Source organism: Maritalea mobilis, assembly GCF_004363175.1.
Lineage (GTDB): Bacteria > Pseudomonadota > Alphaproteobacteria > Rhizobiales > Devosiaceae > Maritalea > Maritalea mobilis.
Genome location: NZ_SNYR01000004.1, coordinates 62,542 through 77,389, shown reverse-complemented (window position 1 = coordinate 77,389; position 14,848 = coordinate 62,542). Strand labels below are relative to the sequence as shown.

Below are 14,848 nucleotides of genomic sequence, written 5' to 3'. Positions count from 1 at the left end.
TTATACAACTCCCAATTTTGCCCGACTCAGGTTCACCAAACTCTTGCTGTCAAAATCAAATGTTCCATAAGATATATTATATGAATAATATATGTAAGCGGGTGCGCGCTACCTTGAAGTGCGACTTTTGTTTGAAAACAATGAGTTATCAAACGGAAGGATTATGCCATGGGACAAGCTTATTCGCAACTCACCCTTGAAGAGCGTCGCAAGATTGAACGCTGGCGCCATGCACGCGTATCTGTTGATGAAATCGCAAAGACCTTAAATCGTCACCGATCAACAATATTTCGAGAGCTGCGGCGCAATTATTTTTCGGATCCTGAGTTACCTGATGTGAGAGGCTATTTTGCGGTTGCAGCGCAAACGCGTTCATCAAATAGACGTACTCAGCAACAAAAGCTGATCAGATTTCCTGATCTATGTCGCCGCATTGTGGAGAAGATAAAAATTGGCTGGACGCCGGAGCAAATTGCCAACCGGATGATTTATGAGGATGTACAACCAAGGGTTTACCAGGAAACAATCTATCGCTACATCTATTCTGAAACTGGCATAGAACAAGAATTGTGGTGGTATTTGCCCCTGCACCGCAAATCACGCTTACCCCGCAAAGCCCGAAAGAAGTTACCGTCTAAATTCCATCGTGATATCAGTATTTTATTCCGTCCCGAGGCTGTTGCCCATCGCCGTCAATTTGGGCACTGGGAGGGTGACTTGATGCTGTTTAAGCAACATTTTGGTCAAGCCAATATCACATCGCTTGTGGAGCGTGTCAGTCGATTTACGGTGCTGTTGCGCAACTCGAGTAAACACACAAACCCTGTAATGAAAAAGATTGCTTCAGCGATAGGCACCCTGCCCTTTATTGCGCGTCGCTCTATCACGTTTGACCGCGGGACAGAATTTGTATCCTGGCCGCACCTACATTCGGAAATCGGGACACAAGCTTGGTTTTGTGATCCATCAGCACCTTGGCAAAAGGGCACGGTAGAAAACACCAATAGAAGAATAAGACGATGGCTACCTCGCCAAATCAACCTCAAAGCGATCACAGATCATGAATTGAAAATAATCTGCGATCGCCTCAACCAAACACCCAGAAAATGCCTTGGGTGGAAAACGCCGGCCGAAGTATTCAAAGAAAAGATTCTGGAGCAAACTGAATGAACGCGTTAAAAAGGAGAACAAAAGTCGCACCTCACTTAGCGGTCATACGCAAGCTAACATGTCACACATGAGCAAAGCGGAAGTGTTACTATTCTTCAAGTCTAGCTTGGAGGACTTTGGCCATGGGTTGGGTAACGATGAGCGAAAGAGAACTAAATCGAGTTGAGATCATTAGTCAGGGGTGCAAGCGCTATCGCCACAATGGTCCATCAGGTTTGTGTCATGTCGTGCGCGGAAGAACACCAAACTACCAGATTATAGGCGCGCAGTTATGCAACGCACACTATCTAAAATATCGGCAGGCCTTATTTGCAAAACACCAGACGGCGTTTCCAAATTGATTTCTGATTTGTATATTTGGGAAGGGGTTACCTTAGCCCTCCGCAAAGGGAGTGAGACAAAGTCATGAATGAGTTTGAAAGAGACATCATCAATTCAATGCAAGAGGCAGTAGATATGCAAATGGGTAAACCGATCGGCAGAACCACCGTTATTTCCAGCCCCAAACAGGTGCGGAAATTAGCTAAGCTAACCCAAAAGGAAATGGCGGAGCTTATGGGTATGAGCCTTTCTACCTATCAAAAGTGGGAGCGAGGAGTTCAGACGGCGGAGTGCCTACCTTTAAACCTTTTGCGAATAATTGAGAAAGACCCAGATGCGGTAATCAACACTTTGAGTAGTAATGAGAAATCGCACAGCGACAAAATGGTTTCTAATGGCGCCTAACGCCATAAACTGCACAACTATCTCAAGTTGCAGTTCTCTTGCTGCTCTGGCTCAGAGGGATAGATCAACTTAAAACACAAGCAATACTTACAATTAAAAAAAGACAAATGTTTACGACGACATTGCATCCCCAAAACGCGACCCAACGCATAATGCCATGCCCTTGTACACCCTAAAGTTTCCAAATCTCTTCGAAAAATTGGGCAAAATCCAGCAACGTATTCAGGTTATTTATAAACCAGAAAAGAGATCTAATTGTACCGCGCCTACCCGAAGAATATGACGGGACAAATTGGACCATCAGCTGGGACAGGCTGGACCACAGCTTGTGACCGCTGTCACAGCCTTGCATAAGCAATTGAAATATCTAGCAATTTTTTAGGGCTCACTAAATTCACTCTATGAACAAACTAACCCTTTGAAAATAATTACCTTTTTGATCCCGCATTGGGGGTGCGTAACGTGTGCATCTTAATGAGGAACGAAGTTCCGAATTTCATAAAAAAACTTACTCTGTGCCGGAGATACAAAATCTCAAGGCTCGCCGTTTTAATGCGCAACAATTTTCTTGCTGCTCCACTTTGGGGCGGGTTGGCATCCCCCTCACCAATCGAAAACAAAAGCACGGCTTTTGCTGGGCTGGCCGGCCTCAATCCATCTCAAATCTTGAATATCAATTTTGCCGCTACAGCCGCCCTAATGATTAGTCTTTTGAGTGCGGCTGAAGTTAAAGCAAATGATTGGTCTACTTCAGGTGATTTCAAACTGTCTGTCCGCAAGCCTTTGCAGATTGAATGGGGGCTTCCTACTGAACAATGGAAAAAACAGCACTTCTTTGAGGAGTCGGTTCGCGAATATGAATTTAAGCTGGCAAAACTGCCTTCACGGTATGAGGGCAAGACAAGGCGTGATCAGCTTCTATCACTGATGGCCTCAGTCGAAGCCCCTCACCGGCAATATGACGCGGTCCATTAAAAAGCAAAGATAAAGCCCCCTGCTCTGCCTTCAACCTTGACCATAGGGAAGATATTGCGGTGGATCGAAGATACACTAGGGCAATATCATGCCATTGGCCGGTATCAGATCATTCCTGATACCTTGGCCTATCTGATTGAGGCTGAGTCAATCTCACATACGGCTGTGTTTGATAAAAGGCTTCAAGACCAGCTCGCCATTCGCCTCCTGATGGACACAGGGCTTGGAAAGTATGAGACCGGAACGCTCACACTAGATCAGTTCATGGACCGCGTTGCTGGCGTATGGGCTGGATTGCCACTGCAAAATGACAAGTCAGCCTATGATGGGATTGCGGGTAATCGCGCCATCATCAACCGCGAGCAATATAAAGCCGCTATGAGCGCGATTTATGGCTAGCAGCTACATCGACACCAAAAAGATGAAAAAACGCCTGTATGGCCAAAATAATGGCCATATCAGCGAAATTTTCACGGTCTGAAGCACCGCATTTCCTCAAATTGACAGAACAGACCGCCAAATGGGGAGACAACGTACAAAACTACAAAGGTGAAAATTAGCAAACGTACAAAATCGCAAAAAGACAAGGATGTAAATCTACCAAACAGCAAAACAGCAAAACAGCAAAACAGCAAAACAGCAAAACAGCAAAACAGCAAAACAGCAAAACAGCAAAACAGCAAAACAGCAAAACAGCAATGATGCATGTTGGCAAAACTACAAAATGGCAAGCATGAAAAATGACAATTCTACAAAATAGCAAAGCTGCAAAAAGCTGCTCGCCTTCAAATCATCAGGAGGCGGTCAATGACGGATTTTCAAATCCAGTCATTGCCGAGGCCGATGCTTTTGAGCTGCGATTGCTGATTAAGCCTGATCAAGACCTTAGGCAAAAGTTTGAGGCATTTGATCGTGATGAACAATAAATGCTGACCATCAACGGTTGGCTCTTCTCAATTTATGACGACCCTGAAGGTCGAAAAATAGAGGCGATATGAAAACCATTTCTATCGTGCACAAAAAGGGTGGCGTGGGAAAACCACCCTCGCCTATATGCTTGCATCAGGTGCGGAAAATCTTAGTCTCAAAAGTTATCTTGGAGACCATCGCAATGTGTGCTTATGTAGATTGCGGTTAAGTAAACTTAACCCTTGACCATTAGCGCGTTTTATCACTCATCCCACTACCAAATGCCGTAGCGATTGCAATTTTACAATCTAGAACCAAGCCTCTTAAACCAACGTAAGCCGCGTCTGTTTTTGCGAGAAATACGGGCTCGCTCATGTCGATATTTCGAATTTGAGCATAACCGCTAATACCCGGTTTAATTTCTAACACGCCACGAATCCTACGTTCATGGATAAGCTCCTCCTGTACAGGCAAACAAGGTCTTGGGCCGATAAGACTCATCTCTCCTTTTAGGATATTGATGACCTGAGGTAACTCATCCAACTTGAACTTTCTAAATACACGACCTACTCTAGTAACCGCACTTTTTGACACTTCATGTGTTCCTCGTTGCGCCGTACCAACAGTCATCGTTCGAAATTTGTAGCAAGTGAATTCGTTACCAAACTGGCCCACGCGTCTTTGCGCAAAGATTCCAGGGCCGCGAGAATCAATCTTCACAGCAATCCAAAGAGCGATCAAAAGCCACCAAAAGACAATGATCACCAGAGCCGCAAACATTAGATCCACTGCTCGTCTCACAAAATGATAAAAACCATTATTCTCTTGTCGGCTACTAATGATTTTGGGGGCAAACGCCTCCCCATTTTCATCCAGAATTTCATCTACAACAGTATCAATTTGAACGGTTGGTTTTAGCGCTGCGAGAAGCGCGAAAACTGCTCTGGCGAGAGGCTTTGGCAATTTGTTCAAAAACTCAAGTTTTCCCGACCATTTTTTTCCAAAAACACTAGGCAGGTACACGGAAAAATAATTATCCAAGCACATCGCTTTCAGAAGATTAGCTCCCTCTCTTTTTGAAACAGCATAATTGCCATTATTCTGCTCATCGAGGGCATGTACCGAGCTAAAGTTTATGAATTTTGGAATTTGGATATCATGACATCTCCGGGCAAGATCTTGGAGTAGATCTCTGTTCACCGCATAAAATTCCTGTAGGGATTTATTGGAGTTAGAATTCACCGTCGCAAGATTTATGGCGAGATCATACAGCGACGCCTGATCAGCGAAATTCGCATATGTCGCGGCTTCAATTCCCGGGAAAGCACGCTTGATTTTGTCCTTATCTCTACCCACAATCAGCAAGTGATGTCCACGACTTTTCAGAAGTGGAACCAATTGCCTGCCAACAAATCCGGTCGCCCCAAAAACTATGATTTTCAACGTCTTGCGCCCCAAATATTTAAATATTGCAATGCCGTTATCCTACGTTTTCGACTGTATTGATAATATCGTTTAAGAGCATTTTGCTTAGGATGAGCCGATCATATTTTGCCACAAAATCTCGCCGATCTATATGACCAGAGCTGTTATTTTTTAGACTCAAAAAGCTCTCGACTAGAGCCTCTTCATCAAGGGGTTTAACAATAATCGCACCACGGATATTTTCCTCAGCAAAGCTTGCAGAATAACCTGGGATTGCTGCAATGATGGGCTTCCCAGTTGCCGCATATTCAAACAATTTTGATGGTAGAACTTTTTTAAATGCCGGATAGTCATTGAGCTGCAGAAACAAAACATCGGCATCTTTATAGAGATTTCTAACTTCTGACCTTGAGACAGGGGGATGTAGATGAACATTAGTTGCCCCACATTTGGCGATATTTTCTTTTAGCGCGCCAAGACGCCCCCCACTGCCAACAATGTGAAATTCCACAATTCCATCTAGCTTTCTTGCAACATTAGGCACCGTTAATTCCAGCCCCTGTCCCTCGCCAATATTGCCAGCATATAGAACTTTTAGATGTTCATCAGCAGGATTAGCAGGAAGTGGCTCGAGAAACTCAATATCGATGCCATTTGGTATAACGCCAATTTCGACATTCGGCGCAACCTTGCGCACATCTTCAACGAAACCTTCAGATACCACATTTATTTTCTTCGCACGGCGGAATGTCCATTTTTCGAGCAAAGAAAGAAATGGAAGTATTAGCTTGGCCTTTTTCCTAGCGAGCACTCCTTTCATTGTGTCTACAAACAAATCTCGAATGTCGAGATAAAGTGGTTTTTTCATACGCATTGCGCAGAAGGCACCAAGCGCACCCGTCATCAAACGCGATGAGGTGGCCACAACGATGTCGTAGTCTTTTCGAATTGAACGCAAATGCTGCCGCACGAACCAAGCATAGTTTAGATATGATCTGATTTGCCCCAACATGCTGTTGCCGTGCTTCGGCAACTTGGTTCGAAATATTGCGACATTATCGACTTCTTCGAACTCTTTGGCTTCTGCCTCAAATTCCTGGTACCTGTTGGGCAATGTTGTGAGGCAATCGATCTCTATCACATCATTGCGTTGTCTCGCTTCTTCAAGCAGCGCCCCAACTCGAAAAGATCCGGCACTTAGATCCGGCGGTGCGTAGAAGGTCAGCAACAATATTTTGATTTTTTTGCTCATCAGAAAATCTTATGGTCTTTACTTACCAGCTAAATTTGGCCGACCAGCTAGTATGCGTGGGTCGAAGTTCAATACAAAAGTTCGTTTGCTGAACACTAAATTCCGGATACCAATAGGTTTTCTTTAGTTCAGCTTCGGCGTTCATAAACTCCGACAAAAATTTCTGATCCGCTTTGCCGAAATAAATGCTAAAGCCCGTTCCACCTTCATTTTCCTGAACCCGACAATCGGGATGCAGGTAAAAACGTGCTGTCGCTTGCAACGGTTTATCTATCTCATCATAAACGCACAAGCTGTTGTCACTTAATTCAAACTTTCGCTTATGCTTCACGGGCGTCTTTAATCGACAATAGCCATCATGTTCTGCTTGAGCGATCGAATTTACTTGTTCCTCAAACTTTTTGTTTTTCACCCGTGCCCGCTTTGCAACCCGGAACCCACCCCAGACCTCAGAGCTATTTTCACCCTGAACTTCGACAGTATTATGTGCCGCGGTGCTCCTTTGAAAGGCTCGCAATTCGCCTGTTTCATATACTGATGTGCCCGAGTTTACGAATACTCGATTTGGTCCAATCGAAAATTCAAAGCACAATGTATCCGCATGTGCATGCCCGGGAATGTAACTCGGTCCCACTTCCGCAAAGTCCGCAATTACAACCGCATCCCCTTTTTTCATCCGGCAATAGCCACTTTCCAGCAACCGTCCCGACGCCTGTAGATCAATCTCTATGTTAAAACCGAGCCGCTGGGCGAAATCAGCCAACTCTTGATAAGTCGGCGCAATACCTAACCCGGCATCATTGAAGAAGGCGTAATCCCCGTCGGGATGTACCATATGTGCAAGCCAATCAAACATCTTTGGAAGGATGCTCGCAATTTTCTCCACCAGATCACCAACAAGTTGATTCCGCCGCTGGGGAAAAAGCCTTGCAATCGCTACAATTTCCAAAACACCTTCCAGAATGAGCGCATGATACATCGGCGAAAGCTCAAAATGTGCACCATCTTGCAAAATCTGCTCATCGATCTGTTTGAGCAGAATTCTTGCGCCTTGATCTCTGAGTTCGTCGGCCCTCTTACCATCGAAGAACAGGCCACCGATGAGAAGTGATTTTCCGTTCTCAAAAAGATGGTTGCCCAAAAGGTGCCACTCAACAGTTTGAGACAAAAAACAAAGCTGCTTACGCAAAGAAGAAAGTGCTGCAGGCTCCAAACCTGCTTGAGATGAGGTTAAGCGCTTCAGGTGAGCATAAATCCAGTTTACGGCGCGGAGCGAAATGGGATAGGGATCCCAGGCAATTTTTGAACCGGGCGCTTTGTCCTGCACCCAACTTGCAATCATCCGATTTTGGATTTCAATATCAGTTGTTCTGCGTAACTCTGCAAAATAGTGAAGGCTGTAATGCCACAATAATGATTGTGGATAGGAACCCCATCTATGCGCTAGAAAATCATCCTGGATATTAAGAAACTGAACGGTGCCGTCCTCAAACCATTCTTGCCGTCTTGGAATAAAGCTGCTGATACTTCCCTTAACATCGGAGCAAGGCATCTCTTCGGCAGGAATTTCAACTATTTTTGGCTTAAAAAACCTTCTGTAAACACGGTTATAAAGCTGCACCGGGCGCAGATATTTTAGTGTATGAAAATAGAGGCCGAGCTTCTCGATTTTTTTTCTCACCATCAGGCGTTCTTTCTCGGCAACAGTTTTGATGGCGGGCAACCTATGGCAGAATAAAGGTGCGATGCCACCGCGCCCGTACCTTACAATTGATTGTTCAAAAGCTGAGCAACTTCGATACTCACACGCGCAACTTCAAAAAGTTCATCAGGTGCAATTGGCGCTTCTGCTCGTCCCTCAACAGCATCAACAAACGTTTTTGCGCAAGCATTCTGTCCTTTGTCCTGTCGCAAAAGGTTTTGCTTAGAAAAGTTAGGCCAGTTAAAGCCGCGTAGCTTCAAAAAATTATCAAGTTGAAGGGTTGCACCGGCAGCGAACACTTCAATTCGCTCTTTAGGAAAAGATGCACCGCCATTGGCTAGATAATGGATTGTGCCAAATGATCCATCCTCAAAACCCAGTATTATTGCTGCCTTATCGTCCACAACCTGTTCGGCATTATTGTCGCCCATACGTCGCGCCTGAACTGACGTGATAGGGGAGCCAGCCAAATGCCGCATTAAATCGATAAAATGGCACGCCTCGCCGATAATCCGTCCGCCCCCTACTTCGGGATCTTGCGTCCAATGATCTGCAGGAATAGGGCCAGCATTCATTACCATAACGAAGCTTTTCGGCGCATGCACACTTTGCAATAGCTTCTTCATGGTTTGAACTTGCGGCGCAAATCGACGGTTAAATCCGACCATCAAATGGCTTTCGCCTTGTTGGTAAGCTTGCTCGACTTCTGCCAACTCTTCATGGCTCAATGCTAAAGGCTTTTCGACAAACACATGCTTGCCTGCCTGCAGCGCTTTTGCCGTTAAACTGGCATGACTATTATGACGAGTCACAAGGGCCACGCTGTTGATCTCTGGATTTGCTATCAACCCGGCCGTATCAGAAGTTGCCTGCCTAAACCCGGCTTTCTTACCGTTGACGACGGCGCTGGTGCCTCCGGCGGATGCGATAGAATGCAACTCAGCACCCGCATTTTTAAATGCCGGAACCAACATGCGTGATGCATAATTCCCGGCCCCCACAAAACCAACAATTGCTTTTTTGACTGGCTGCGTTTGGCGCTCGACATCAGTTAGCTGCACAGACTTCGTATGCCGTGCCTCATTGTCATGTTCGTAAGTCAGCAAAATGCCCAAGGCAGCTTTGTCTGTGGTCAACAGTTCATATGCTTTTGGAGCGTCTTCAAAGGGGACACGATGGCTAATGAGCGGCGAAACATCAATTTGACCCGATGACATCAAATCCAAAACGGCCTCAAAGTTGCGCTGTTCTGTCCACCGCACGAATCCGATGGGGTAATCATTTCCCTTTTCTTCATAATCAGCATCATATCGGCCTGGACCATATGAACAGGACACTTGGAATGTGAGTTCTTTTTCATAAAAGTCTGCGCGATTAAGTTCGAGACCTGTCACTCCGACAAGAATGATCCGGCCTCTTTTTCTGCACATCCGCGCCGCTTGGGTGATTGGGTCATTGCTCTTAGTGGACGCTGCAACGATTACACCGTCCACGCCCAGCCCTCGGCTGAAGGACATGCCTGCGGCAACTGGATCTTCCCCAGTGCCTGGGTTACAGATTTCCGCACCAAACTGCTTTGCGAGGTCTAGCTTGGACTGATCAAAATCAATTGCGAGCACACGACAACCTTGTGCTCTGAGCATTTGAACCGTGAGAAGACCAATCAGGCCCACACCAGTCACCACAAAGCTCTCGCCAAGCGTCGGCCCTGCTAGGCGAATACCCTGCAACCCAATGCTGGCGACAACTGTAAACGCGGCGGCCTCATCCGTCACATTATCCGGAATACGCGCACAAAGGTTTTTACCGACGCAAACCACATCCGCATGTGGCCCATTAGAGACGACGCGGTCCCCTACCCGAAACCCATCTTCTGCGCTCTCACAAACCACGCCAACATTACAATATCCCAACGGCAATGGCTGACCCAACTTTGAACGCACCGCATCCACCGTAGTCATCAAACCATCAGTCTTCACCTTCTCCAGCACTTGGCGCACTTTTTCAGGCTGTTGCCGCGCTTTTGAAACAAGGCCGGCCTTCCCGAAATCAACCAGCATGCGCTCGGTGCCCGTTGAAATCAGCGACATTGTAGTATCAATCAACAAAGCCCCACGCCGCGCCTGCGGCACTGGCGCTTCAACCAACTCCGATTGTCCAGTTGAGAGATTTTGGAGGATTTGTTTCATGATCTTCGTCTTCTTTTTAATAAAGAGATCTGCGTACTTAAAACAATAACTAAGACAACTGAGGTTTTGAGCATCGTAAGGGGCGATGCAGCAAGAGACGCCGCACAAAATCCAAGCGTTTGTGCGAGAAGTAGTTTACCCTCTGACATATAGAAGCTTTTGCAGGCAATTAATAGAAGGCTGATGAGTACAAAGACAAAACACAGAAAGCCAACGATACCAAACTGGATAAAAAAAACTAGATATTCATTGTCCAAAATCAAAAATTCACTTTTAAAAGCACCTCGACCAATTAGAAATATCGTCAAATTTTCCGTCAATGCCGGCAGCGCCGATTGCCACAATTCGACCCGTCCAGCTAAGTTAATTGAGAAAAAATATCTCTCCATAAGGAAGTCTATTTCTACATATCCCAGTAATGATAAAAAAGAGGCTATTAAAGATATAGCTACGAAAATTGTGATGTATAGTTTAAAATCACGTATTCCATAGTATACAAAAAGCATAATAGCGAAAACAATAGCAGCTGTACGCGATTGGGTCGCTAGTAGAACCGCCAAAGTCATCGCAAAAGACAATTTAGCCGCAATGGTCTTTTCTCCGAAAAAAACAGACGCAAGAAAGACCGTTGAAATGCCAAGTGCATTTGGATTTCCAAAGGTACCTCCAAACCTTGTTAGAAAATACCCATAGAACTCCTCGAAATTTGGATTATTATAATAAATGTTAAACGCGAATCTCGCAAATATGTCACATGAATTATACAAAACAAAAAAGATAAAATTAAATATCCATATTACAAACGCAGCAGTTTTTATTTGATCCTTTAACTCTATTGGATAAGAGTGATGTACGTTTAGAACGATAATAAGTAACGTCCCAAATCTAAGCACATCCTTAGCTAAATCTTCAATATTTGAAATAGAAATAGCCAAATGCAAAACCAATAGAGCTATTGATGCAAAAAATAAAAACACTAGTGGATTTTTTGCAATAGAATTGACATACAACAAGGCACAAGCCAGCGATATCAAACTTACTATCAGGAAATCAAAATACTGTAATGGCGTGTCCACGAGCGACGGAAGAATTGATGATATAACAAGAACAAAAGCTATGGATTTGCCTAAAAACAAACGATTAATCAGCATGAGAGTTCCTTTGCGCCCCTTTTCGTGTGAGCGCGAAAAGAAGAAGACCTATGCCAAACAGAATAGAATAAGCGACTATAAGATGTGAAACGAAGCTTACCATTGTCGGAATTGAATCTGTTATTATTAGCACTATCAATATAAAGCTCCAAATTATATTGAGGGAAATATTGATATTATACTGTGCATGCACGAAAAAATATTGACCTTGAATCGACGCCGCAGCTGCAATAGCCGATGAGACGACCATTAATTTGATGCCCTGAACCATTAAAGACGTCATATCTCGATATATAGCTGCTATGATTTCCGCACCAAAATACAAAGCAAGGGTCATAGTAGCCACCACCATCAGTTGGATTATTAGGTAGTGCACCCAACCGACGCTTCCGCTGCGTTTTGAGAGTTTTGGCAGGAAAAACTGACTCACTGAGTTTGGCACAAGCGCAACCAAATTGCGCAATTGAAGCACCAAATTGAACGCAGCGCTTTCCATTGGCAATGCTGTTTTTGCAAGTACAAACGACATGATAAAGAATGTTGGCGCAACAAATATGTTAGAGAGGAGGTTTTTAAGGGATTTACAAAGCAAGCATCGCCAAACTTGATGTTGGTTTTTAAGGGTCTTCGTTTTCACGCTTTGACCAGCTGTCGCCAACAAAACAACGGCGCATATCAACGACAACAAGGAAGCGATTAGCACAGTTGTTGGCATTATCAATATATTTCCGGTGAAATATAGAAGAACAGAACCTGTCGAAAAGACTGCAAAATTAACCAATCCGACAAAGAAATAGAATTCAATTCTTTGATACCCAATCAAAATAGAAAGTAACAAATTCAGTGGCATCAGCGAAGAAAGAGACGCAGCAAAAAGCACACACTCCTCTACATAATCATAGCTCTCAGTGTATAGTATAGATAGCCCAAAAATGAACAATACTAATATTGTATATATTGTAGTCAAACTAAAAAAAGTGCGCCTTATCACCTCGGAAAAAAATACATTAGTAGAATAGCGGGCGACGTACTTTGTGGCAATTGCATTGATTCCTCCGCCCGCGACATTTGAAAGAAAGAAAACACTCAAGTACATTGTGGTTATTCGACTGACTTCTTCTGCATTTGCGACATACGTGAGGCAAATGCCGATAAAAACAGGGCCAGACCTTAACAAAAGAGTCGCGGCCAATAGTAAAGTGCTCTGTTTCAAGACAGTTGCTAAAAATTCCGATATTTTGCCTCTAATTTTACTGGTCTCAGTCAGCCAGAAATTCATCGTAAAACCTTGCAATTTTTGGCCAGTTATCTGAAGGGGAGAATTTAGTCGTGTGAACAACTTTTAACATTCTGTCTAGAAGTGTAGCCATTTGTGAGTAGTCTTTATTCTTGTAGACTACACAGCCATCAGCTCGTTTGCAGGCATCTGACGCTAGTACAGGTACACCGAAGCAAATCGCATCTGCGGCGACTATGCCAAACGAATCGACCTCAGCTGGGCGTACGTAGAGTGCGCTATTCGACAGATAGCGATTGAATTCTAGTTCAGACATTTCTGGAAGAAATGATATTCTTTTGCTTTGACTTGCTGCAGACTTTAGCTCGGATATATATTCTTGATCTTTGTTCCCATAACATGAGATATATAAATCCAAATCAGGTTTTTTTCCGACCCAATACCTGATAAGTTGATCGAATCTATTTTCGCGAACGCCAACCCCCGAAGTCAATACGTACCTAACGTTCTCACACTCCGCTTTCGACAAAAATGAAATTGTCACAGGCATTAAATGAGTGTTAAACACTGAAATTCTATGTGGCGGGATACCAAGTGAGTCTTGAAAATACAAACGTTGATCTTCGTTGAGCGCATGAAACCTGTCAATTCTCGAAGCTATCCTTGTTCTTAGAGATTTCACCAAAAATCGTTGCACTACGCCGTGCTCCAAACGACCGTGGTGTAATGTAACCGCGAACCGGCTTCCGGTCGGTTTTAGAATTAACGCAAGAAAGACCAATGATATCACGTTTGAGAAATGAAAGTGCAAGTACCTCGGTCGAACCCGCAATACCATCCAGATAACCCAAGCTAGTGTTAGAAGTTTAGAGTTAAATGGGGTCAGAATTGAATGTCTACCTTCCTTTGCTTTGCTCTTTTTTTTTGTATCCCATAAAACGACATCGTATTTTTCTTGCAACTTAGGAAGAAGCCGAGAGATAAAAACAGAAACACCGCCGATGGGTGGCGGAATTGTACCAACAATGGTTACCTTTTTCCTGCCAGTTTTCTCTCTTGCATCCATTAAAATAACCTCATTGCTTGCCTGTACGCATTTGCAGTTTGCTCAGCGACAGAGGCCCAACTAAACGAATTCGATATGGTCGCTACTAACTCGGCTTTTCGGCTCTGTGTGTCTTGTTCATTCCAAGCGCGCGAAAGCTGTTTTTTAATATCAAGTTCCGAATACGGATCCACATACTTTGCGCCATTACCGAAATAGTCCTCTGCGCCGCCGATCTTAGTTATAACCACATTTGCCCCATTTAATGCGGCCTCTAATGCAGCAATCCCAGGCGTTTCGTAGTAGGAAGGCAGGCAAAATACACGACAGCTTCGGTACAAATAACCGAGTTGAGGCGAGTTTACGTCTAGGCTGCCCATCAATGTAATATCGGCGCCAGATCGTTTAAGCTGCTGCAGTCGCTTCTGTATTCTCTTGTCCACAAATGGCCCAGCTATAACTAGTGGTAATTTCAGCTGAACACACACATTGGCAAGTTTTAGTAGGTTTTTTCTCTCGCTGATTACGCTGCAGCAAAACACGAAGTCCTTAGCCGGTATATAGCTTGCATCGGCTTTCAAAACTGCAGTTTCGATTCCTGAGAAATGATTATCAGCTCCGTTAGGTATAACTACACATTTCTCGACATCGACACCAATCGCTTCCTTAAGCCACTTTTTTTCCTGATGGGTGTTTGGCAAAATAAGAGTAGCAGTTTGGGACATTTTACGACAAGCGACTACGTCATTCAGAACCAGATGCGGCGATTTCATCATGAGTTCAACGAGGAATCTAATTCGAAGCCTCGAACCATTTCTCCACATGACCGACGAATACACGACGGGGAGCTTCCCAACCACAATTTGGCTCTTAAAGTAACTTGGCAGATTCATAGAAAAGACGTGACAAACGTCGAATTTCTCCAAGTTGTATTCTTTCCAAGGGTCAAAGTACTCGATCTCGTGTCCTAGATGCCGCAGCTCCTGACAAGTTCGCACTACTTGAGTTCTGAGACCACCAGCTCTTGTCATTAGCTGGTCCGGTGCCATTACCAACACTTTCATCGA

At 44.4% G+C, this 14,848-nt stretch carries 14 protein-coding genes; 6 read left to right on the top strand and 8 right to left on the bottom strand.

The window, feature by feature from the left end; all coding sequences use genetic code 11:
• The first annotated feature begins 168 nt into the window (after nt 1-168).
• The 6 genes from ATL17_RS16425 (at nt 169) to ATL17_RS16970 (ending at nt 3,797) form a co-directional block, all read left to right on the top strand.
• Nucleotides 169-1,170 carry an IS30 family transposase gene (locus ATL17_RS16425; RefSeq protein WP_133573942.1) on the top strand — a complete coding sequence of 334 codons (1,002 nt, stop codon included), beginning with the start codon at nt 169-171 and terminating at the stop codon, nt 1,168-1,170.
• A gap of 405 nt (nt 1,171-1,575) precedes the next feature.
• Nucleotides 1,576-1,896 carry a helix-turn-helix domain-containing protein gene (locus ATL17_RS16420; protein WP_133573941.1) on the top strand — a complete coding sequence of 107 codons (321 nt, stop codon included), beginning with the start codon at nt 1,576-1,578 and terminating at the stop codon, nt 1,894-1,896.
• Between the two features lie 552 nt (nt 1,897-2,448).
• Complete coding sequence (locus ATL17_RS16415) at nt 2,449-2,871, top strand: hypothetical protein (protein ID WP_133573940.1); 423 nt, start codon at nt 2,449-2,451, stop codon at nt 2,869-2,871.
• A 54-nt stretch (nt 2,872-2,925) separates the two neighbouring features.
• Nucleotides 2,926-3,270 carry a hypothetical protein gene (locus ATL17_RS16410; RefSeq protein ID WP_133573939.1) on the top strand — a complete coding sequence of 115 codons (345 nt, stop codon included), beginning with the start codon at nt 2,926-2,928 and terminating at the stop codon, nt 3,268-3,270.
• A 150-nt stretch (nt 3,271-3,420) separates the two neighbouring features.
• Complete coding sequence (locus ATL17_RS16975) at nt 3,421-3,573, top strand: hypothetical protein (RefSeq protein ID WP_166639082.1); 153 nt, start codon at nt 3,421-3,423, stop codon at nt 3,571-3,573.
• Nucleotides 3,574-3,611: 38 nt separating this feature from the next.
• Nucleotides 3,612-3,797: a hypothetical protein gene (locus ATL17_RS16970; RefSeq protein ID WP_166639081.1), complete on the top strand. Its 186-nt coding sequence runs from the start codon at nt 3,612-3,614 to the stop codon at nt 3,795-3,797.
• A gap of 232 nt (nt 3,798-4,029) precedes the next feature.
• Here ATL17_RS16970 and ATL17_RS16405 read toward each other — a convergent pair whose 3' ends face one another.
• The 8 genes from ATL17_RS16405 to ATL17_RS16370 form a co-directional block, all read right to left on the bottom strand.
• Nucleotides 4,030-5,223, bottom strand: coding sequence for a sugar transferase (locus ATL17_RS16405; protein ID WP_133573938.1), 1,194 nt, complete (start codon nt 5,221-5,223; stop codon nt 4,030-4,032).
• A gap of 37 nt (nt 5,224-5,260) precedes the next feature.
• Entirely contained in the window at nt 5,261-6,457 is a 1,197-nt protein-coding gene (locus tag ATL17_RS16400; RefSeq protein WP_208111234.1) for a glycosyltransferase family 4 protein, read from the bottom strand.
• A 22-nt stretch (nt 6,458-6,479) separates the two neighbouring features.
• Nucleotides 6,480-8,141 carry a heparinase II/III family protein gene (locus ATL17_RS16395; RefSeq protein ID WP_133573937.1) on the bottom strand — a complete coding sequence of 554 codons (1,662 nt, stop codon included), beginning with the start codon at nt 8,139-8,141 and terminating at the stop codon, nt 6,480-6,482.
• Between the two features lie 80 nt (nt 8,142-8,221).
• A complete protein-coding gene (locus tag ATL17_RS16390) occupies nt 8,222-10,348 on the bottom strand; it encodes a bi-domain-containing oxidoreductase (protein WP_133573936.1) in 2,127 nt (708 codons plus the stop codon).
• Complete coding sequence (locus ATL17_RS16385; RefSeq protein WP_133573935.1) at nt 10,345-11,499, bottom strand: O-antigen ligase family protein; 1,155 nt, start codon at nt 11,497-11,499, stop codon at nt 10,345-10,347. Before ATL17_RS16385 ends, ATL17_RS16390 begins: the two co-directional genes overlap by 4 nt.
• Nucleotides 11,489-12,778, bottom strand: coding sequence for an MATE family efflux transporter (locus tag ATL17_RS16380; RefSeq protein WP_133573934.1), 1,290 nt, complete (start codon nt 12,776-12,778; stop codon nt 11,489-11,491). The genes ATL17_RS16385 and ATL17_RS16380 overlap by 11 nt, the downstream gene beginning before the upstream one ends.
• Entirely contained in the window at nt 12,759-13,802 is a 1,044-nt protein-coding gene (locus tag ATL17_RS16375) for a glycosyltransferase family 4 protein (RefSeq protein WP_133573933.1), read from the bottom strand. The genes ATL17_RS16380 and ATL17_RS16375 overlap by 20 nt, the downstream gene beginning before the upstream one ends.
• Nucleotides 13,802-14,845, bottom strand: a complete 1,044-nt coding sequence (locus ATL17_RS16370) for a glycosyltransferase family 4 protein (protein ID WP_133573932.1) — start codon at nt 14,843-14,845, stop codon at nt 13,802-13,804. The genes ATL17_RS16375 and ATL17_RS16370 overlap by 1 nt, the downstream gene beginning before the upstream one ends.
• Between the last annotated feature and the right edge of the window lie 3 nt (nt 14,846-14,848).

Bases quoted from the DNA above. Each gene is read 5' to 3' on its own strand.
- ATL17_RS16395 (WP_133573937.1), bottom strand. From the start codon at position 8,141: ATGGTGAGAAAAAAAATCGAGAAGCTCGGCCTCTATTTTCATACACTA.
- ATL17_RS16970 (WP_166639081.1), top strand. From the start codon at position 3,612: ATGACAATTCTACAAAATAGCAAAGCTGCAAAAAGCTGCTCGCCTTCA.
- ATL17_RS16375 (WP_133573933.1), bottom strand. From the start codon at position 13,802: ATGGATGCAAGAGAGAAAACTGGCAGGAAAAAGGTAACCATTGTTGGT.
- ATL17_RS16420 (WP_133573941.1), top strand. From the start codon at position 1,576: ATGAATGAGTTTGAAAGAGACATCATCAATTCAATGCAAGAGGCAGTA.
- ATL17_RS16415 (WP_133573940.1), top strand. From the start codon at position 2,449: ATGCGCAACAATTTTCTTGCTGCTCCACTTTGGGGCGGGTTGGCATCC.
- ATL17_RS16390 (WP_133573936.1), bottom strand. From the start codon at position 10,348: ATGAAACAAATCCTCCAAAATCTCTCAACTGGACAATCGGAGTTGGTT.
- ATL17_RS16385 (WP_133573935.1), bottom strand. From the start codon at position 11,499: ATGCTGATTAATCGTTTGTTTTTAGGCAAATCCATAGCTTTTGTTCTT.
- ATL17_RS16400 (WP_208111234.1), bottom strand. From the start codon at position 6,457: ATGAGCAAAAAAATCAAAATATTGTTGCTGACCTTCTACGCACCGCCG.
- ATL17_RS16425 (WP_133573942.1), top strand. From the start codon at position 169: ATGGGACAAGCTTATTCGCAACTCACCCTTGAAGAGCGTCGCAAGATT.
- ATL17_RS16370 (WP_133573932.1), bottom strand. From the start codon at position 14,845: ATGAAAGTGTTGGTAATGGCACCGGACCAGCTAATGACAAGAGCTGGT.
- ATL17_RS16380 (WP_133573934.1), bottom strand. From the start codon at position 12,778: ATGAATTTCTGGCTGACTGAGACCAGTAAAATTAGAGGCAAAATATCG.